18 protein-coding genes and 1 tRNA gene are annotated in these 21084 nt (G+C 39.5%); 8 read left to right on the top strand and 11 right to left on the bottom strand.

Annotation, left to right across the window (positions count from 1 at the left end; all coding sequences use genetic code 11):
- Nucleotide 1 precedes the first annotated feature (1 nt).
- The 8 genes from PDL71_RS05045 to PDL71_RS05010 all read right to left on the bottom strand — a co-directional run bounded on the left by PDL71_RS05045 (nucleotide 2) and on the right by PDL71_RS05010 (nucleotide 9838).
- Nucleotides 2–1297 carry an anthranilate synthase component I family protein gene (locus PDL71_RS05045; protein ID WP_407526227.1) on the bottom strand — a complete coding sequence of 432 codons (1296 nt, stop codon included), beginning with the start codon at nucleotides 1295–1297 and terminating at the stop codon, nucleotides 2–4.
- 8 nt (nucleotides 1298–1305) lie between these two features.
- A complete protein-coding gene (locus tag PDL71_RS05040; protein WP_407526225.1) occupies nucleotides 1306–1731 on the bottom strand; it encodes a hypothetical protein in 426 nt (141 codons plus the stop codon).
- An 85-nt stretch (nucleotides 1732–1816) separates the two neighbouring features.
- Nucleotides 1817–3082, bottom strand: coding sequence for an adenylosuccinate synthase (locus PDL71_RS05035; RefSeq protein ID WP_407526222.1), 1266 nt, complete (start codon nucleotides 3080–3082; stop codon nucleotides 1817–1819).
- Between the two features lie 217 nt (nucleotides 3083–3299).
- Nucleotides 3300–5462, bottom strand: coding sequence for a RelA/SpoT family protein (locus PDL71_RS05030; protein ID WP_407526219.1), 2163 nt, complete (start codon nucleotides 5460–5462; stop codon nucleotides 3300–3302).
- A 132-nt stretch (nucleotides 5463–5594) separates the two neighbouring features.
- Entirely contained in the window at nucleotides 5595–8279 is a 2685-nt protein-coding gene (locus PDL71_RS05025) for a TonB-dependent receptor (protein ID WP_407526216.1), read from the bottom strand.
- 44 nt (nucleotides 8280–8323) lie between these two features.
- Complete coding sequence (locus tag PDL71_RS05020; protein WP_407526213.1) at nucleotides 8324–9094, bottom strand: GLPGLI family protein; 771 nt, start codon at nucleotides 9092–9094, stop codon at nucleotides 8324–8326.
- A gap of 37 nt (nucleotides 9095–9131) precedes the next feature.
- Nucleotides 9132–9458: a hypothetical protein gene (locus PDL71_RS05015; RefSeq protein ID WP_407526211.1), complete on the bottom strand. Its 327-nt coding sequence runs from the start codon at nucleotides 9456–9458 to the stop codon at nucleotides 9132–9134.
- Between the two features lie 77 nt (nucleotides 9459–9535).
- On the bottom strand, nucleotides 9536–9838 hold the full coding sequence (locus PDL71_RS05010) for a hypothetical protein (RefSeq protein ID WP_407526208.1): 303 nt from the start codon (nucleotides 9836–9838) through the stop codon (nucleotides 9536–9538).
- A 183-nt stretch (nucleotides 9839–10021) separates the two neighbouring features.
- Here PDL71_RS05010 and PDL71_RS05005 point away from each other — a divergent pair, with 183 nt between their 5' ends.
- The 8 genes from PDL71_RS05005 to PDL71_RS04970 all read left to right on the top strand — a co-directional run bounded on the left by PDL71_RS05005 (nucleotide 10022) and on the right by PDL71_RS04970 (nucleotide 15999).
- Nucleotides 10022–10264, top strand: a complete 243-nt coding sequence (locus PDL71_RS05005; RefSeq protein WP_407526205.1) for a helix-turn-helix domain-containing protein — start codon at nucleotides 10022–10024, stop codon at nucleotides 10262–10264.
- A 73-nt stretch (nucleotides 10265–10337) separates the two neighbouring features.
- Nucleotides 10338–10419: transfer RNA gene (locus tag PDL71_RS05000), tRNA-Leu, on the top strand.
- Between the two features lie 128 nt (nucleotides 10420–10547).
- Nucleotides 10548–11924, top strand: coding sequence for a trigger factor (gene tig, locus PDL71_RS04995; RefSeq protein WP_407526203.1), 1377 nt, complete (start codon nucleotides 10548–10550; stop codon nucleotides 11922–11924).
- Between the two features lie 249 nt (nucleotides 11925–12173).
- The gene (locus PDL71_RS04990) at nucleotides 12174–12869 is read left to right on the top strand and encodes a ClpP family protease (protein WP_407526200.1); all 696 of its coding nucleotides are present in this window, start codon (nucleotides 12174–12176) and stop codon (nucleotides 12867–12869) included.
- A gap of 26 nt (nucleotides 12870–12895) precedes the next feature.
- Nucleotides 12896–13522 carry a ClpP family protease gene (locus tag PDL71_RS04985; RefSeq protein WP_407526197.1) on the top strand — a complete coding sequence of 209 codons (627 nt, stop codon included), beginning with the start codon at nucleotides 12896–12898 and terminating at the stop codon, nucleotides 13520–13522.
- Nucleotides 13523–13651: 129 nt separating this feature from the next.
- Nucleotides 13652–14884 (top strand): ATP-dependent Clp protease ATP-binding subunit ClpX, encoded by a 1233-nt coding sequence (gene clpX / locus PDL71_RS04980; RefSeq protein ID WP_407526195.1) that lies wholly within the window; start codon nucleotides 13652–13654, stop codon nucleotides 14882–14884.
- Nucleotides 14885–14997: 113 nt separating this feature from the next.
- Complete coding sequence (locus PDL71_RS04975; protein WP_407526192.1) at nucleotides 14998–15813, top strand: DUF695 domain-containing protein; 816 nt, start codon at nucleotides 14998–15000, stop codon at nucleotides 15811–15813.
- A gap of 9 nt (nucleotides 15814–15822) precedes the next feature.
- Complete coding sequence (locus PDL71_RS04970) at nucleotides 15823–15999, top strand: hypothetical protein (RefSeq protein ID WP_407526189.1); 177 nt, start codon at nucleotides 15823–15825, stop codon at nucleotides 15997–15999.
- Between the two features lie 67 nt (nucleotides 16000–16066).
- Here PDL71_RS04970 and PDL71_RS04965 read toward each other — a convergent pair whose 3' ends face one another.
- From PDL71_RS04965 to PDL71_RS04955, 3 genes are all read right to left on the bottom strand, one after another.
- Nucleotides 16067–18403, bottom strand: a complete 2337-nt coding sequence (locus PDL71_RS04965; RefSeq protein WP_407526186.1) for a hypothetical protein — start codon at nucleotides 18401–18403, stop codon at nucleotides 16067–16069.
- A 370-nt stretch (nucleotides 18404–18773) separates the two neighbouring features.
- Nucleotides 18774–19913, bottom strand: coding sequence for an acyl-CoA dehydrogenase family protein (locus PDL71_RS04960; RefSeq protein ID WP_407526183.1), 1140 nt, complete (start codon nucleotides 19911–19913; stop codon nucleotides 18774–18776).
- Between the two features lie 138 nt (nucleotides 19914–20051).
- Nucleotides 20052–21044, bottom strand: coding sequence for a ComEA family DNA-binding protein (locus PDL71_RS04955; protein ID WP_407526180.1), 993 nt, complete (start codon nucleotides 21042–21044; stop codon nucleotides 20052–20054).
- Between the last annotated feature and the right edge of the window lie 40 nt (nucleotides 21045–21084).

Below are 21084 nucleotides of genomic sequence, written 5' to 3'. Positions count from 1 at the left end.
ATTACTGCAACACTTTTCTGATGGCTGCTGCTTTCAGTAAACATTCATCATATTCATTTTCAGCCACGCTGTACCAGGTAATGCCACTGCCAACGGAGTAAGATAAATAGTGTGCAGTTGCATTGTAGAGTATGCTGCGTATCACCACATTAAAATCAAAATCACCTTGCGGTGATATGTAGCCTACAGCACCGGAAAATAAACCACGGGCATTTCGTTCATACAAATCTATCAGCTCCATCACTTTTCTTTTAGGAGCCCCCGTCATACTACCCATGGGAAATGTGGAATGAAGAATTTCTGCGAAAGAAACATCTTCTTTTACCTCGCCGCTTACTGTTGAAATCATTTGATGCACTTGCGGAAAAGAATAGATGCCAAACAATTCATCCACCTGCACCGTTCCTTCTTTGCAAACACGGCTCAGATCATTACGAACCAGATCCACCACCATTACATTTTCACTGCGGTCTTTAGCACTGGTGTAGAGTTCTTGTTTGAGTTGCTCATCAACTGCCGTATTTGTTTTATTCCGCTTCAATGTTCCTTTAATCGGCTGCGATAATAACTGCATTCCCTTTTTTCTTAAGAAACGCTCCGGACTTGCACAAAGCAAATAACTGCTGTTGATTTTGTAAAAAGCTGAGAAAGGATTTGGTGAAACAGCCGTTAAAGATTGATACACCTGAACCGGGTTGATAACAGCTTCTTCTGCATAAAACTCCATGCAGTAATTCAATTCATAACAATCCCCTCTTAAAATATGCTGCTGAATCTTGTGAATGGTACTGATATAGTCCTCACGGCTCATCCGTTCTTTTACTTCCACTTTTGGGAGTGCTTCATCTTCTTTTGCAAAAGCAAGTATTTCCCTGAACAGTAATTCATGATCATTTTCAAACGAACCGATTTTCAACTCCCGTTCATTCAACTGCAATACATACTGCGGCACAAAAAAATAAACTAACGGGAAACCGGTTGCATCCGTATATCTTGAATGCAGTTGCTCAATCTCATTCTTGAGATCATAACCCAGATGACCAAAGCGCCAGTCGTCCGTTTCATCCAGGAACTGCTGTAATCGTTGCAAGGAAGATAAGGGATGAGGCTCTGTTGCACTGCAGTGCAGTTCCTTTACAGCACCAAAACCGGCCAGGCATTCCTGCTCATGACCCGGCAATTGGTATTGATGATTGTCCAGAAAAGCACAAATGTTGAACCGGTTACCCAGGCTCAACATTTGCTGTTTGATTGTATTAAAATCAGTAACTAAAAAACTTTGGAATGTTCGCTTCACGTGTTGTATTAAAAATCATCATCCTCATCATCAAAATCATCACCACCGCCACCAAAAGAATCAAACTCTTTAAAGTCTTCATCCACTTTAAAATCATCGTCATCATCACCACCTTTCTTTTTTCCACCAACACTCTTGCCCTTTGATTTGGGAATATCAAATTCATCAAAGTCAGGATCATAATCGTCCTCCTCATCAGCCTTGTTCCAGTCATCATCTTCTTCATCTGCATCCTCATCATCCTCATCATCGTCTTTTGATTTGGATTTAGATGCACTTGCCTTAGCGCCTTTTTTTACAACAGGCTCATCATCCATATCAAAATCATCATCCTCTTCATCATCTTCTTCCTGCTTCTTGGATTTGGATACAGGTTTTTTAGTCTCTTCATCAGGAGACGTTTTTTCACTTGCTTTTTTGATTGACTTTGCCATAGCGTTACACTTGGTTATACTGTAAAATTTCTACGAGATTTTTAAATAGCCAAAAAAATTCGGGTAAATTTTCTTTACCTCAAAGTTAACGGGAACTGATGATTTGATCCCTGCCCGGTCCATTACTTACATAAGTCACTTTTACACCCAGGTAGGTATTAATAAAATCCAGGTAAGCATTCATTTCTGCAGGCAGTTCATTCCAGTTGTTGCAGGCCGAAACAGGCTTACTCCATCCCGCAAATTGTTTATAAACGGGTTGCAGCGGCAATTTGTTCATTTGATAGGGCACTTCATCCGTTTGCTTGCCGTTAATTTCATAAGCAGTACATACCTGCAGCTCCTTAAAACTATCCAGCACATCAGCCTTGGTCATTACAATCTGTGTAATACCGTTTACCATACAGGCAAACTTGAGGGCCACCAGGTCAATCCAGCCGCAGCGACGGGGACGACCCGTAGTAGCGCCAAACTCATTACCGATTTTACGCAACTCTTCTCCGGTTGCATCAAACAATTCGGTAGGGAAAGGACCGCTGCCCACTCTTGTGCAGTAAGCCTTGGTAATACCGATTACCTCACCGATTTTATTAGGCGCTACTCCCAGCCCTGTGCTCACACCGGCAGAAATCGTATTGGAAGAAGTAACAAACGGAAAGGTGCCGAAATCCACATCCAGCATGCTGCCCTGTGCACCTTCAGCCAAAATTTTCTTTCCTTCTGCTAATTTCTTATTGATGAAATATTCGCCGTTTACAATATTGAGCGATTTTACAAATTCCACTGCTTCAAAAAATTCTTTTTCCCACTCACTGATGTCTTCTGTAAAACCGTAGTTATTTAACAACTGCTGATGTTTGTCTTTCAGCTTTTGATACATCTCCTGGAAATCAGCACGAAGCAAATCTCCTACACGCAAAGCATTACGGCCGGTTTTATCCATATAAGCCGGACCAATTCCTTTTAACGTGGAGCCGATTTTTTCATCGCCCTTCGCCAGCTCAGCCGCTTTATCTAAAGCACGATGCGTAGGAACAATGATATTCGTACGTTCTGCAATAAAAAGGTTCTTACGAACGTCCACACCAAAAGCCGCTACCTTATCACACTCCTTTTTCAATGTAACCGGATCAAGTACTACACCGTTACCAATCAGGTTTACAATACCTTCATGAAAAATACCGCTGGGTATCTGGTGCAATACTACTTTTTCACCTTTCACATACAGCGTATGCCCGGCGTTAGGGCCGCCCTGGAAACGGGCAATTACATCATAAGCAGGTGCAAAAAAATCAACAATCTTACCTTTTCCTTCATCGCCCCACTGGAGCCCGAGAATTACATCAACCATAAATGAATTTTATTTTGTGTTGATACCGTCTTTTGTATTTCATGGCGGCGTTTTTGCGTCGCACACTTCATGGTTCCGTTTTCATGGCATCTCTTGCCGGGCATTGTACAAAACCAATCAACTAATAAACCCATCAACTTAATTGTTACAGAAGCCGCAAAATTAAGCGAAACACAATGGCAGCAAAATGAAATATCAAAAGGGTGGAAAAGTAATTTTATTGCTCAGTATCATACCGCTCTACTGTTTCAATACCGGGCAGTTTGAGTAAGCGGTTTACCAGTTCATCCAGTTCATCTTTATCGTGTACAAAGATTTTAATATTGCCTTCAAAGAGTCCTTCTTTGGCTTCAATGGTAATGGCACTGATGTTTAAACGCAATTCACCGCTGATGAGGTTGGTGATCTTGCTTACAACGCCCACATCATCCACACCAATGATCTTAATACCGGTAAGGAAAGAAATTTCTTTGTTCTTGGCCCATTTGGTTTTTACCACCCGGTGACCAAAGTTGGCTAAGAGCCGGGAAGCGTTGGGACAACTGGTGCGGTGAATGATCAATCCCTTACCCGTACTCACAAAACCAAACACATCATCACCCGGGATGGGTTTGCAGCAATTGGCCAATGTGTATACAATCTTATCACTGCTTTCGCCAAAAATGATTAACTCAGAATCTTTGGGAGCGGCAATGGGTTTATTGGGATCAAACTCAGGTTTGGGTTCTAAAACAGGCTTGGCCGGTTTGGGCAGTTCGAGTTTATCACCATGGAGCGTTAATTCCTTCAAATCTTTCAGATCAATAGCCTTGGTGGCTATTCTGTAAAAAAGATCCAGCTGCGAAGGAAGTTTATAATAAAGCGTAAGCGTTTCTACATTGTGAATATCAAAAGAAGCGCCCATCTGCTCCAGTTTGCGTTGCAGCACATACTTACCCTCATCGGCAACTTTCCGTTTCTCTTCTTTGAGCGAATCTTTGATTTTAGTACGGGCTTTGGCTGTTACTACAAAGTTGAGCCAGTCTTCGCTTGGTTTTTGTTTGCTGCTGGTAATGATTTCAATCTGGTCGCCACTGCGCAGCTTATGTGCAATGGGCACCAGTTTATGATTCACTTTGGCGCCAATACAACGGCTGCCCACATCACTATGCACGCTGAATGCAAAATCAAGGGCTGTTGCACCTAATGGCAGCATTTTTACATCACCCTTGGGTGTGTACACATAAATTTCTTCGGCAAGAAATGAACTTTTGAAATCCTGTAAAAAATCAAGGGAGCTGCTTTCCTGGTTATTGAGCGCTTCACGGATGTTATGAAACCATTTATCAAATCGATCTTCATCCGTACCGCTCCCTTCTTTGTACTTCCAGTGTGCTGCCAAACCTTTCTCTGCAATTTCATTCATCCGCTTGGTGCGTATCTGTACTTCCACCCATTTACCCTGCGGACCCATCACGGTGGTGTGCAAGGCTTCATAACCATTGCTCTTGGGGTTACTCAGCCAGTCACGCAAACGCTCAGGCGAAGGCGTGTACATATCGGTAATAATGGAATACGCTTTCCAGCAATCTTCTTTCTCCCGTTCGTGCGGCGCATCAATAATAATACGGATGGCAAACAAATCATACACTTCTTCAAAACTCACACTTTTCTTTTTGATTTTATTGCTGATGGAGTGAATGCTCTTGGGTCTTCCGTAAATTTCAAAACTGGTAAAACCCGCTTTCTCCATTTTCTCCTTTATCGGACGTATGAACTCATTGATGTAACGGGTCCGCTCTCTCTTCGTTTCAGACAGCTTGCGGGCAATTTCTTTATACGTATCCGGCTCCAGGTATTTCATGGAGAGGTCTTCCATCTCCGTTTTAATATTGTACAAACCGAGGCGGTGTGCCAGCGGTGCATATACATACACTGTTTCACTGGAAATCTTGAGTTGCTTTTCCCGCTTCATACTGTCCAGCGTACGCATGTTATGCAGGCGGTCGGCCAGTTTAATCAATATCACACGGGGATCATCGGTAAGCGTTAATAAAATCTTTTTGAAATTCTCAGCCTGCTGACTGCTGTTGGCATCTACTACCGTTGCAATCTTGGTAAGACCATCAATGATGCGGGCAATTTCATTTCCAAACTCACGGGCCACATCTTCCAGTGTTATATCCGTGTCTTCTACAGTGTCATGCAACAAAGCACAGATGGTGGAACTAACGCCCAGACCTATTTCCTCCACACATATTTGCGCTACAGCTAACGGATGCAGAATGTAGGGCTCCCCGCTTTTCCTGCGCATGGTTTTGTGTGCCTCCGCCGCCATTTCAAAAGCGGTACGCACCAATTCCTTGTCGCCCTTTTTAAGTTTGGTTTTTAACGAACGCAACAGCGAACGGTAATGCCGCAGGATTTCTTTTTTTTCCTGTTCAGGAGTAAGCGTATAGGTCTGTATGGTTGTAATCGTGTCCAGAAGGACGAATTTACGAAAAGCAAGAGAAAGGAAAGGGAAGGAACATAATTAAAATCTGTAATTCAGTTGCAGTAGTACAAATCTGGGCAACAGTCTGTTTAAAGAGGAAGTTTCGGACAAGGGGTTTACTGTACTAAAAATAAAATTCTGTTGATTTGACAAATTACGCCCAATTAAAGCAATATCAATTTTATCTTTTTTAATCAAATACTTCAAATTAAAATCATGGAATATAACAGATGATGTATTCCCTACTGCGTCTCTTATAACTAAAGCTTCAATAGAATAATCAAAAATTGTCTTATTGCCGGGTCTAAATACAAGTGTGGCTGAAGGGTTCACTTGCTGATTAGCAAACTTGGCTCCAGTTGCCTGCTCAGACTTATTTCGTCCAATAGTTTCAGAAAATCTTACCCTTGCTTGAAAATTAAAAAACTTATCAAATCCCGATTTCATTTGAAAAGACAAGCTATATGCTGTACTCCTGCTTGCAAACAAAACAGCATCAATTAAATTAAAATTATACTGCCTACCTGCTGTTACATCAAAAGTAAAATTAGACCGAAGAGGCTTCCAATACTTCTCAATTCGTGATATGAAAAGAAGATCGCTGCTTCGTTTGTCGGTGATAATATTTTCTCTGATTGTGTAGAAAGAAGTGATAATGCTGTTTGATAAATAGGTGATGCCTCTGGATGAATAATTCGCAGATGAAAAGAAAAGGAATTTACTTTTAATCAAATTACTCTTTGTGAAAGAAATGACAGCAGAATGATTTACAACTGAATTTAATTCCGAGTTTCCCCTTATAAAATCACGGTTTGTGTTTAAAACATTTTGCTGATAGATTTGGTTAATTAAGGGTAATTGATTGCCTGCCGAATATGTAAATGAAAACTGTCCATTATTCTTTAATTGTTGTGACAAACTTGCAGAAGGCAATAAGAGCCATTGATTTAAATTTGACGTTCTATTTAATGAAGGATAACGCAATCTTAAATTTAATTTCATTAAAGATACTCCGGCTGAAAGTGAAAGTTTTTGATTAAAGCTGTATGAAACAGTTGTTCTGTTCGTTGCAGTAAACCTTGAAAAAGTAAGCTGATTCTCAAAATTGTTCTGTTTGTCTGTTTGAGAACTGTTTTTAATTTGCAAGAGAACATCAGACATCATCCTTTCCATTCCTGAAAAAAAAATCAACTCATTATTTACAACACCCCGTTTAAACTTTCTGAAATATTTTATAGCCGCCCCTGCATTTTGGGCTAAAAAACCTGCATTCTGAAAAAATGAAGAATAAAGATCCGGGTTGCTTATAAGACCACTGTAAAGAGGGGGCATAACTGAATGATGCTGATCTATTGTATTTCTTGAGCCATATAACCGAACCTTAATTCCTGAAACAGAATCAATTAATTTGTTGATGATTAACTGCTGTTGAAACAAAAATTTATCAGATGACAACCTTTGACTAAGAGACTGTTGTTGAAAACTTCCTGTTGTTCGATCATTTCCCGGGTTAATAACGATTGAAGACTCTGAAATAAATTGCAGCTTCGGGGTAATGGTATAATTTAATTGAACTTCAGATGCGAGCACATTGATATTTCTTGCTATTTCTGACATTTCTTCAATTTGAACAATGCCATTTGGTGCAAACTGCCTTTGATTCCTGGAAAGCATTTGCTTGTAAAAATCTTTACTACCAGTAACCGATCCAGTTACTAAGAATTTATTTGATGGCCTTGCCTGCCAGTTAATGCTTGCAAAATGAGTGTTATTAAAATTTGTTCTTCTTGAGGGAATGGAGCCGCTTATAATTTCATTGATTTGAGAAATATATTGAATAGCTGGCGGCTTAAACCCCTGAAATTTATCCTGCGTTTGAATTTGTAAAATCCTATCTTTTTGTAAAAGCTCAGAGCTAATACGACCTATAGAGTTTGAGTTACCCAACAAAACCCACTTTGATTTTGGAACCAAAGCAACCATGTCAAACTTCAATTCATAGCGATCATAAGGTATGCCACCCGCTCCTGAAAGTGTACCGTAAGATTTAAAGTATTTCGCCCTCTTAAATTTTAGATTTACAACCTGTTCTTTGCCGCCTGTAATTTTATTTACAATATCAGTTTGGTCGGTAAAATTGTTAATAACATCAACCTTTTCAATTCCACCAACGGATAAGTTTTCCATCAAGCTGTTGTAACCTGAGCCAAATAAATCATCTCCCTCAATTAATATTTTACTTATTGGTTTACCGTTAAAAGATAATTGCCCATTATCAGACACTTTAAATCCTGGCAGTTTTTCAAACAAGTCTTTTAAGTTGGATTCGTTACCCTGTTTAAAGGCTTCCGTTTTAAATGAAATCGTATCTCCATTTTGCTTGATTTTTGGATCGGCCTTAATGATAATTTCCTGCAGGGCTTTGCCCGAGGATTCAAGAAAAATCCTGTTATTGGGAGCAAAGTTTTTGATCCTTTCTATTGACAATGAAAAAACTTTATTCCTAAACCCAACTGCCGAAACTGTAATAAAAAACTGAGAAGAAAAAGGTTCAAACTCAATAGTAAAAACCCCGGCACTATCTGCTATTGCAAAAGCTTTTATAATTCCGTCCGGCTTTTCAGAGATTTTTACTGTCGCAAATTTTACAGGGGCTCCGGTAGAATCCAAAACAACCCCATGAATAGTAGAAACAGTTTGAGCCTGTATAACAAACAGGCTCAAAAAGTAAATTAGGATGGTGAAAATGTATTTACGAAACACCTTCATTAGTTTGGATTATTGGAAGCAGCTTTGCTTCGTCGCATCATCTCAATACGTTCTTCATTGTTAATTTTGTTGAATTCATTACGCCCAATTGCCTTAGTTCCCGAACAGGATGGCTCTATAATCATTATGTTTTCTTTTTTTGCAGGGATTTCCAATTTTGCTATTGAATAAATCCTCTCTTTCCTTTCATCATAAGCTTCTATAATTAAACCGGGAAGGTTTCCCAAATTTCCGGGGCCAAACGGCAATGGTATTTCCGGTGTGTACCAAACATTATACTTTCGACCCAAAAAGTAGCCTTCGGCCATCTGGCATTTAATTCCTAAAATGGTCATTGTGTCTTCCTTTAATTTCCATGAAATTCGGGGAATGGTATCATAGATGCAGTAACTGTTTTGAGCAATGGTTTGCTCTGTACTAACAAAAACATTATTAGAGGCATGACGGTACCTTTTACGTTTAGCCGACTCTTTCATAGCAGCAGCAACACTCTCCATCATTTTAATTTGCCTCAGTGAATCTTCAACGCTTTTAGTCTTTTTCCCGGAAAACATTTGAGCCGGGCTTGACAAAGATTCTGAGCCTGAAAATGCAGAAACCTTTCCAAACCACAATTTGAATTTTGTGTATTGTAGATTTTCACCAGTACTGGAGGTATCAGTATCTACTTTATAAATGTATTCGATATAGCCGATAACAGAATCGGTTTGAGAATACCCTTGATTAAAGGTCATTATACTTAGTAGAACAATAAAAAGATTTCTTTTCATAGCTAATAATTTTAAATTGCCATTTAACATTTTGCTATTAACATGGATTACCAAATTCCTCAAAACCCCAATTTAATAATTCATTGGTTTCACAATCATATTCTACCCATAAAACCCCAGAAACATATTCTCGTCCATCCGGACATTGACCCCAGCTAACCCAGGCGCTTGAACAAGTTTCAATAAGTTGCTCTTTAGCTGACAATGTGTTTGTTAAATTAACAACATTTGTTTTAAGATTTTGTTTAGCTTCAGTTAAGCTTACGATTATTTTATCAGTTTTTAAAACTGATGTCTTAGAATAATCCTTTGCAAAAAGAGAAAACGGAGCAAGTAATAAAAGGAACAAAATTAATTTTTTCATACTTTAAAATTTTTAGGTTCAAAATAATATATGCTAAATGGCAATTTAACAAGTTAAATAAGCTCTTGCAGGATGAATCAATTACAATTCAAGCCCGTTTCGATATAAGAATAATAGAATAATTCAAGTGTTTCACAATCGAACCAAAATGCAGCGGCTCCAGTTACAATTTCCCTACCATCAGGACAAGTTTGAGTGAATACTGCATCTACATAGCAAACATCACTTTCAAAGAGGACTAATCTGTCTTTGTTAATTTTTTCTTCCTGAATCTTCTTTTGAGTTTTTAAAAAAGCATTTGTTGAAATCTTCTTTGTCTCCTTCGCACTTACTGTTATTACAGCAAAGAGCATTACTAGTATAAATGTTAAGCATTTCATGACCGTATAATTTTGTTTAAAATAATACCGTAAAATTCCATTTGAGAATTATGTTCTCCTATTCATTTCAGTTGTTTTATATGAGCTAAAAAAATATTTTATTCGTTTAATTCATTTTTATTAGATTAGTACAAACAATGATATAAAACACCCCAACACCCCAACACCCCAACACCCCAACTTATGCCAGGTAAAAAAATTAAACAATTGCGTTTGCTCAAAGATTACACACAGGAACATCTTGCCTTTGAAGCGGGCATCAGCCAAAGTCAAATGAGTAAATATGAAAGCGGAGAAACGGTGCCTGATGCTGAAATGTTAAAGAAGTTGGCAAAAACTCTTGAAGTAGAAGTGTTTGAGTTTTTCTATGATTCCAACAAAGAAATGAAACAGGCGTTTGAGCGCTGGCTTCAAAGGATTGATTGATTTTTCCTTCTGCAGTTAGCCCCTTTTACCCTTTTCCCCCTACCTTTGCAGCCCGTTTTTAAACAAAGTTCTTCCGGATGTGGTGAAATTGGTAGACACGTCAGACTTAGGATCTGATGCCGCAAGGTGTGGGGGTTCGAGTCCCTCCATCCGGACTTTTTTACAGGTTTTATGGTTTAAGGGTTTAAAAGTTGTGTTTTACAGCTTCAAAAAAATCCCGGTGTTACGAATTCATTTTGGCCCACCATTAAACCATTCAACTTAAAAACCTTTCAACGTTACTATGGCAACAGTTACAAGAGAAAACATTGGTTTGCTGAATGACAAACTCACTGTTACAATTACAAAAGACGAATACTTTCCTTCGTTTGAAAAAACATTAAAAAACTACAGCAAGAATGCCAACATCCCAGGCTTTCGTAAAGGCATGGTGCCTACGGGTATGGTAAAGAAAATGTATGGCCCCGGCATTTTTACAGAAGAAGTGCTCCGCAATATTGAAAAGGGATTGAATGATTACCTCGTGAATGAAAAGCTGGAAATATTTGCACAGCCTTTACCATTGCCGAACGCTGACTTTCGTCCGGCTATGGAAACTCCGGCTGATTACAGCTTTGAATTTGAAATCGGTCTTAAACCCGCTTTTGAACTTAATCTCAACAAAACAAAAGCTGCCTTCTACAAAGTAAAGGCCACTGCAGAAATGATCAATGATGAAGTGGAGCGCCTGCGCAACCGTTTCGGCAAAATGACCGAGCCTGAAACAGTTACCAGCGACGAGCATGTGCTCAACTTAACTTTTGAAGCCAGTGATGCCAATGGCAATGTAGCTGAAGGCGCTTTAAAGAAAGATAATTCACTCCTCGTTAAATATTTTTCTGAAGCGGTGCGTCCCAAACTGCAGGGATTGAAAAAAGACGACACCCTCGTTATCAACCTACAGGAGGCTTTTGAAGAAAAAGAGCGCAACTGGGTATTGAATGATTTGGGATTGAATACTGAAGATGCTGATCAGCATTTCAAACTCACCATCACCAAAGTAGGCTTGATTGAAAAGCGTGACTTGAACGAAGAGTTTTTCAAAGAAGCCCTGCCCGGCAAAGACATTACAACAGAAGAACAATTCCGTGCGGCGATTGAAGCAGACATTCAGGCGTATTGGGATAAACAGAGCAGCAACCAGTTGCAGCATCATTTATACCATGTGCTGCTGGATGATACCAAGATGGAATTGCCACAAAGCTTTTTGAAAAAATGGCTGAGCACACAAACTGACAGCAACAAGCAACCCAAAACTGCAGAGCAGGTAGAGGCTGAGTTTCCTACGTTTGTAAACCAGTTAAAATGGACCCTCATCAGCGATAAAATCATAACTGAAAACAACCTGGATGTAACGGCTGAAGAATTGAAAGCAAGTTTCAAACAACAGGTAATGGGTTATTTCGGTGGTATGAGTTTGGGTGGCGATAACCTGGAATGGCTGGATCAGTACGTAGAAAGCCTGATGAAAGATGAACAGCAGGTAGATGGAACTTACCGCCGTATCATTACAGAAAAAGTGTTTAACTGGGCTGAAGCACAGGTGCAGAAAGAAGAAAAAGAAGTAAGCGCTGAAGAGTTCATTAAGATGAACGAAGAGCACCAGCACCATCATCATTAATAAATCCGGAGTACAAGCTGATAAATACGAATTTAGAAAGCCCGCTGAAAGCATTCAGCGGGCTTTTGATTTTTTAAACTAAATCTGCCAAATTTTGTTAGTCTCTATAAATTTCCAGCAATCTGCAAGCTGAAATCTGCATTCTAAAATGTTCATCTGCCTTTCTGTCCTGTAAATTTTCCCTGCATGATATTTGAAAACATTCCGATTCCAAACGTTTCCCTTAACTTGTAACCGAAAATTTGAACTATGGATTTAAATAAAGAATTTGAAAAATACGCTGTGAAACACCGTGGTATTTCCGGCGCCACCCTGCACAATTATCAAACACATTTCAACCCGAGCAATCTTACTCCGTATATCATTGAAGAACGTCCGCTCAATGTAGCCAGCATGGATGTATTCTCCAGGCTGATGATGGACCGCATCATCTTCATGGGAGAACCCATCAATGATTATGTAGCCAATATTGTTACGGCTCAATTACTGTTTTTAGAAAGTACCGACCGTACACGTGATATACAGATGTACATTAACAGTCCGGGCGGCAGTATCTATGCAGGTTTGGGTATTTATGATACCATGCAATACATCACACCTGATGTAAGCACCATTACCATTGGTATTGCTGCCAGTATGGGTGCTGTTTTGATGTGTGCAGGAGCCAAAGGAAAACGCACCGCATTAAAGCATTCACGGATTATGCTGCATCAACCGTACGGTGGTGCAGGCGGACAGGCCACTGACATACAGATCATGGTAAATGAAGTAAAGAAGCTGAAGAGTGAATTATATGAAATCATTGCCTTCCACAGCGGCCAGACTTTTGATAAAGTGAAAGAAGACAGCGACCGTGATTTCTGGATGACCGCTGCTGAAGCCAAAGAATATGGCCTGGTAGATGAAGTGCTGGTGATGAATCCCCGCAAAGCAAAAGATCAATAATTGAACAACACAAAATCGTTGAAACAATGAACAAACAATATTTGAAATATCCCGTTCGGATGGAAGAAGATGATGAGCCGAAAGATAATCCCCTGGAACAATTTTCAGCAGCAGCATTTGGGCCTTACAATAAAAAGTTTTTAGAGCAACGTAAAATTTTTTTCTGGGGCGTGGTGCATGACAACTCCGCAAAAGAAATCGTAAATAAACTTTTGTATTTAGATGCTGTTGATCCCGGTAAAGAAATAAAATTATACATCAACAGTCCGGGTGGTGTGGTTACCAGCGGTATGGTGGTGTATGATACCATGCAAATGATCAGTTCGCCTGTGAGCACTGTTTGTATGGGTATGGCGGCCAGCATGGGTTCCATTTTGCTGAGCGGCGGCACCAAAGGCAAGCGATTTATTTTTCCGCATGGCGAAGTCATGATCCATCAGCCCAGCATTGGTGGTGCACAAGGTACCAGTGCCGATCTGGAAATATTAGCCAATCAGATTGCCAAAACAAAAGAATTGGGTGCACAAATCTTAGCAGATAATTGCGGCAAAACACTGGACCAGGTAATGAAAGATTTTGACCGTGATTACTGGATGAATGCACAGGAAGCAGTAGCCTACGGCATTGTAGATGGCATACTGGATAAATTATAAAGCTGTAACAACTGTTTGTACAGGAGAAGCCCGTGCTTCTCCTTTTTTATAAAACTATGTGCTTTAAAAACCCTTTCCTATCTTTGAAGGCGGTTTGCCAGATAAAAAAACTGCTTAAAATCCAACATAATGGCAAAGAATAACATGCTGCATTGCTCTTTTTGTGGTCGAAACAGGGATGAGGTGAAGATCCTCATTGCCGGCCAGGAAGGACATATTTGCGAAAACTGTGTGGAGCATGCGCAGGAAATTATACAACAGGAGCTTCAGATCAAAAGCGATGCTTCCGTTTCCAATTTTAAGTTAACAGTTAAGAAACCAATTGAAATCAAACGGTTTCTGGATGAATACATCATTGGCCAGGATGATGCTAAAAAAGTATTGGCTGTTGCCGTTTACAATCACTATAAACGCTTAAAGCAAAAAACAGAAAGTGAAATAGAAATTGAAAAGAGCAATATTGTAATGGTAGGCGAAACAGGAACCGGTAAAACCTTACTGGCCAAAACAATCGCCAAACTGTTGAATGTTCCTTTTGCAATTGTTGATGCCACTGTGTTTACTGAAGCAGGTTATGTGGGCGAAGATGTGGAAAGCATCTTAACCCGTTTACTCCAGGTGTGCAATTACGATGTGGCTGCTGCTGAAAAAGGAATCGTTTATATTGATGAAATTGATAAGATTGCACGCAAAGGTGATAATCCTTCAATAACACGTGATGTAAGTGGTGAAGGTGTACAACAGGGTATGCTGAAACTGCTGGAAGGAACAGAAGTTTTAGTGCCACCACAGGGCGGACGCAAACATCCGGAGCAAAAATTAATCAAGATCAACACTTCCAATATTCTCTTCATCTGCGGCGGTGCTTTTGATGGCATCGATAAAGTAATTGCCCGTCGTGTAAACACAAACGCTATCGGTTTTAATGTAAATAAGGAAGAACAGGAGCACATGAAGAAAAACCTGTTGCAATATGTAAATGCACAGGATTTAAAAAGCTTTGGTTTAATTCCTGAATTACTGGGACGTTTGCCGGTAGTTACTTATCTCAACCCGCTGGATGCTGAAACACTCCGTGAAATACTGGTAACACCCAAAAATGCACTCATCAAGCAATACCATAAATTATTTGACCTGGAAGGAATTGAGCTTACCATTGATGAGGAAGTGTATGACTTTATGGTATCAAAAGCTATGGAATACAAACTGGGCGCCCGTGGTTTGCGCAGCATTTGCGAAAGCATTTTAACCGATGCCATGTTTGAAATGCCCGGCAGCGATGAAAAGAAGTTTCATTTAACGCTGGACTATGCAGTGCACAAGTTTGATAAGAGCAAGCTGAGTATGCTTAAAGTAGCATAAAAACATCACTTGAAAATATAACTCAAACCCGGAACCGGCTGGTTCCGGGTTTTTTATTGAAGATTTAAGAGAAAGCTTTCTGTCCTTGTAAAAATTCAAATTACTTTCACAGTATGAAATTATTGTTGTCTGCTGTTTTATTTCTTATGTACCTGAACAGTTCTGCTCAGGAGTTGAAAGAAGAATGGGATACCTATATGGCTTCTTATCAAAGAGGTGCAGGATCAGTACTGCTCAATATGTCCTTAAAAGAAAAGGCACCTGTTCAAACCTTTCACTACCTTGTTATTACAGGAGTAAAAATAAAAGATTGTTCGCCGGATGGATTTCCTACTCCGCAGGAATTTCAAACACTTTACAAAATATCAGACGGGATTAATGATTTAATTGATAAAAAGAAACGACGCATCCTGGCCGGAACATTTACCTACCAGTGTGAAAGAACTGACTATTATTACGTAAACGATACACTGCTGCTGCGGAAATACCTGGCGGATTATTATAAAACTTATTTTCCGCAATACCCATTCATCATTGAAATACAGGAAGACAGAAACTGGAGCCGCTACCTGCAGTTTTTATATCCCAATGATGAAACCAAAGAATCCATGGCCAATCAAAAAGTGATTCTGCAATTAACCAAAGCAGGGGATAAACTCACCAAAGAACGTCGTATTGATCATTGGCTGTATTTTAAAACAGAAGAAGACCGTAGAAGTTTTTTCTTAAAAGTGGCCGACCAGAAATTCCTGGTTGAAAAATTGGACTTTATGAAAGATGGCCGCACCCATCCTTACAGTTTACAAATGTACCGGACAGATAAACCGGAGCCAGCTATCATCACCCGGTTGACGCTTTACCTGGGTAAAGAAGCGGGCAAACATAATGGCGTTTATGATGGCTGGGAAACATTTGTAGTAAAAGATTAAAACAACCACATGCAGGAACTCATCAACCGTTTAATGGCAAAAGGACTTACTGAACAGCAGGCTTATGCTGCTATTGATGTGATTAAAAATTTTGCCAAAGAAAAGTTCCCCATCTTCGGTGGAGCTATTGATAAGTTGTTTGATAAATACAGCCCAAAGAATGAAGAAGAAGATTTTCTGGAGTAAAAGCAATTTGCCAACTATTACCAATCTTACTGAAAACCACAATTTAATTTTACTGGATTCAGGTTCTTTACTTAAGCAGCTGATTATAGTACACGAACCTACCCTTTGCGTCAATTCCCTGGATTATTATTCTAATTGACCTGGCAAAATCATTATTGTAAAATTTAAGTATTTCTTTTCGTTTTTTACTATCCAGGATAAGTGCCTGATTCCAGTATAGAGTTTTTCTTGTGTCGATTGTCTCGTCATTTTGTGTTGCCAATGAGTAGTCAGGCGAATAAAACTCTTTTGAAACAGAATATCCCGATATAGTAAAAATGTTTTTTCTTGACGGATTTGCCTCTTTCTTAATCATAGGGTCATTCCCACGCTTGGTATAAACACATATAGCTCCGCCTGTGCCAAAAATTTGTCGTATACCGATTATCCCGCCGGGGATATTAATATCCGTTGGGTTAGGGTTTGTAGGCAACCCTAAAAAAATCGGGCGTAAGACTTTGATGTATGCAATCTGATTTATTGACAAATCAGCAATGGTGGCAGCATCTACCGTTTGCTCATTCAGGTAAATATGTGTTAGTGAGTTGCGCCATACAAAATACAGGTTTGATCCGCCGGTAGATGAAACTTGTATACCGGGAGGTAACTTTGATCTTAGATAAGAGATCACATCTGTGTACGTAAGCAAATACGGATCATTGATAACATCTATTCTAACTGCCCTATCAGTACGAAAAAACCCTGTGGTATAGGTTTCATCCATAATATCCAATTGACTCTTTTGTTTTCCCTTAACGATAATTTCCTTGAGCGACTTGATTTCGTTATTCCTGATACTGTCAGCGCTGATATAACGTTTAAAGCCGAGTACAGTATTTTGCCTTACTGGATACTTGCCGGTAGCTGTTGTTATGTTTTCAGGAGTATTATCAAAGCTGAATCCGGAATTAATTTCGATTTGATAATTTTTACCGGGAGGTTTCGCAAAAGCAAAAGACACCTGCAAACTATCGGTAAACAACAGTTGATTCATTTGAAAATTACAGTTATTATCAAGAGCAACAGGAATAATATTGAAGGAAGTATCCGAAGCATTATAAGCCAAATTCAGCTCACCGGCTTTTGCTAAATCATCTTTAGTTAATCCTTTTACACTACCTTCCAGTGTTATGTAGTTTTCATTTGTTTGATAAGTGAATGGAACATAGGTATCCTTTTCATTTTCAAAAGAATACCGGCGCCAGCCATGTGTAAGCATCAGCAAATCAAGATACTCAGCTTTTACAGTATCAGATAAATAGTAAGATGCCTGGTAAATGTAGCCTTTAAGTTCATTTTCCAATAAGGTACTTGTTATGATGTCAGACTGCAGTTCATTACTTAAAAGAAGATCATCATCCACAACAGCAACTGACATATTGGTGAGAACAGTATCTGATATGCCCACTTCAATTTCATTTAAAGTCCTTTTGCCTAACCCGATCTTTGTATTAGACACATTAAGTGATTGCAAATGGCTTTTTGCATTAATAAACACAATTCTTTCGGCTACCGGCAACTTTTCTTCAGAAAACAAGGTAAACTTCAATACTCCGGATTCACTCTTTGTTGTTTTTACTGATCCAAAAAACTCATAACTATTACTTAAGTCAATCGGCATTTCATAAAATACATTGTTTGCGGAATGCACTAATAAGAAGAACCTTTTTGAGTTGGGATTGAGTACATTCCCCCTCTTCACCCGGAAAACAAAACCGGTGTCTGTTTGCTTAATGATATTAAAAACTACACCCTGCTCCTGCGGCTGTGGCAGTAGTAGTTTATTATAACCGGGAGTACCTTCTATTTGATATACAGCCCAAATAGAATCCCCTTGCGGAGTTAATACAAATTTCCCCATTCCATTATGCGTATCACTAAATTTCGCAAGTGTTTCATTAAAATTATTAATAATAACACCTTGAGTTTTCAATGGGACTCCATTATTGCCTGCTGCTTTAAAGGCAATATAACTATCTACATTTTTTATCATATTCCCCCCTTCCGGAAAAAAAGAAAGTTGATGTTGTTTATTGATGTAGACCTTACTGATTGAGTTGGCTGATTCCGGTTGAATAACCTGCAGCATTCCCCTTGTTGTAAACTCTCTGTTTAAATCAAGGATTTGTCTTGTATATGCTTTATAAAAAAGAAACTCCGATTTTAAACTTTGATCTATCTTGATAAATCCTGCAGCAGATCCTGAAATTATCGGGTAAACTAATTGCTTTACCGGCGCACCAGTTGCATTAAAAAACTCAATAAAGAAATTCGTACTGGAATATGAAAGGTTGCGACCAGCTAAAATATAAGCCTTAAACCATACTGTATCACCCGGCGCATACACAGGACGGTCAAAATGCAAATAAATACTTTCGCAGACAGGGTTGTCAAAAATAGCCTTTATCTCTGGTTTGAGAAACTGACATTGAGATGTTTTAAAACATAGCAACAACGTAGTTAGAAGCAGGAACCTCATTCAACAAGTATTAAACTTTCTTAAGTTCGCAAAATCATCTCCTGTTAAATAATTGCGTAAGCACTTAATTAAACTTTGCCTGACAAAACAAAACAGGAAATAACAAGTTAGCGTTATTACAATTAAAAATAAAGGAAAGTTAAGCCCCCTTTACACAAATGAAAGTTAAACTAAAAATTCAATAGAATTTCGTAGTGCAATAGTGGTATAGAATAAGCGAATAGAAACAAAGAGAATTTAGATCTAACAATCTATCCTATTTCAACACTTCCCTCGCTATCACAATCTTTTGAATTTCACTGGTACCCTCACCTATCGTACACAACTTGGAATCACGGTAAAATTTTTCAACGGGAAAATCTTTGGTGTAGCCGTAGCCCCCAAAAATCTGCACGGCATCATTGCTGATCTTCACTGCAATTTCGCTGGCATAATATTTAGCCATGGCACCGGCCTCAGTTACTTTCTCACCACGGTTTTTTAAATCAGCAGCTTTGGCTATGAGCAACTCTGCTGCGGCAATTTCTGTTGCCATATCAGCCAGTTTAAACGAAATACCCTGGAAATTGGAAATAGGTTGATCAAATTGTTGTCTTTCTTTTGAATAGTTCAATGCTGCTTCATACGCACCTTTGGCGATACCGAGTGATAGAGCCGCAATGGAAATCCGTCCGCCATCCAATACTTTCAATGCCTGCCGGAAGCCATCTCCCACTTCGCCGATGCGTTGTGCATCACTGATGCGGCAATTATCAAAAATCATTTCCGCTGTTTCGCTGGCACGCATCCCTAACTTATTTTCTTTCTTGCCGGCTTTAAAACCAGGTGTTTCCCGTTCCACAATAAAGGCGGTTGCATTACCGCTTGTTCTTGGTTCCCCGGTACGGGCAATCACTACTGCCACATCTCCACTAATACCGTGTGTGATCCAACATTTGGTTCCGTTCAAAATCCAGTCATCCCCATCCTTTACAGCTGTTGTTTTCATATTGCCGGCATCGCTTCCCGTATTGGGTTCTGTTAAACCCCAAGCACCAATCCATTCACCACTTGCCAGTTTGGGCAAATACTTTTGCTTTTGTGCTTCGCTTCCACAGTATAAAATATGACCGGTGCACAAAGAATTATGTGCAGCCAAACTCAAGCCCACTGAGCCACAAACTTTTGCTATCTCTACTATGGCTGTAGCGTATTCATGATACCCAAAGCCGCTGCCGCCATATTGTTCCGGTACAAAAATGCCCATCAGTCCCAATTCACCCATAGCCTTCATGGTTTCAATGGGGAAATGCTGGGTTTCATCCCACTCCATTACATGCGGACGTATATGTTTTACTGCAAAATCCCTGGCTACCTGGGCTACCTGTTGTGTTAATTCGTTGGTTTGAAAGTTCATCATTCTTCTTTTAAATAAATGAGTCATGTACTGCAAGCAGAGCATGACTCATTCTGTTTTTAGCAATCAATCGTAACGGCGGCACAAAGATAAGGGCTTGCTAACAAATGTTAGCGATTCTTCAAAAAAATATTTCCTTTACTCTACGGATAGATAAGGCGCTATTTTCCGGTACAACTCATTATCTATGGCCCCGATATTCAATAATTGTTCTACGGATTTAAATGCGCCATGATTGGCTCTGTAGTTGACGATAGCAGTCGCAATATTGGCCTTAATGTATGGGTGAGCTTTGAGCTCTTCAACAGTTGCTGTATTCAGGTTGATCTGTTTAATAAGATCTGTACTGATAAGCAGAAAAGAACGGATGCTCTGAAAGGTAGAATCAGGCAGCCCATAGGTTTCTGCTACTTGTTCAACCTTATAGAAGCCGCCCAGTTTTTCACGAAAGCCCACAATCTTCTTTGCATAATAAGAACCGATGCCTTTGAGACTTTTCCATTCAGAGGTATCAGCCTTGTTAATATCAATGGGTTTTGACTTCTTTTCAGAAAAAACGGTGTTTCTGGTTGCTTGTGGTTGTGTGGATACTGAAGTTGTATTCGAAGTGGTGGATGCAACAGGTAAGGTGTTTTCAATTTTTACATAGGGCATTAGTCGCTCCACCTCCTTGGCAGAAAGACCGTAGATGCGGCTGATGTCTTCCGGCTTTTTGAACTGCCCGCCTTTACTCCGGTATTTTAAAATGGTTTGAACCGTTTTTTCACGGATACCGAGGCGACTTAATTCCTCAGCCGTTGCTGTGTTGGGGTTAAAGTAAAAAAGCTCTCCTTTGGATTCCATTGATTTAGCCTGCGGCATGGCGGACCGTTTTGGTTCATACCAATCTGCATTGCCTGCCTCCTCATTTGAAGTAACAGGCTTTTTTTCACCGGTACGCATGGATGCCAGCAGTTGCTCCTTTTCTTCATCAATAACAATATCAGTTTCATGTTTTACGAGGAATGGAAACAAGGCAGGAAGCAAGGAAAAGAACAAGGCAAAAAGCGCCAGCAGGATCACTGCTCTTCGTTCTTTCTTTGTGAAGGTGAAATAATCTTTTATCCAGGTGTTACGTATGGCGGGCATCATTTAAAATTAGCCAAAGCCAAAAGCAAATGCAATACTACAA

This window comes from Lacibacter sp. MH-610, from assembly GCF_045780045.1.
Classification (GTDB): domain Bacteria; phylum Bacteroidota; class Bacteroidia; order Chitinophagales; family Chitinophagaceae; genus Lacibacter.
The sequence above is the reverse complement of the archived record's forward strand: the minus strand, read 5'-3'. Positions and strand labels throughout refer to the sequence as shown.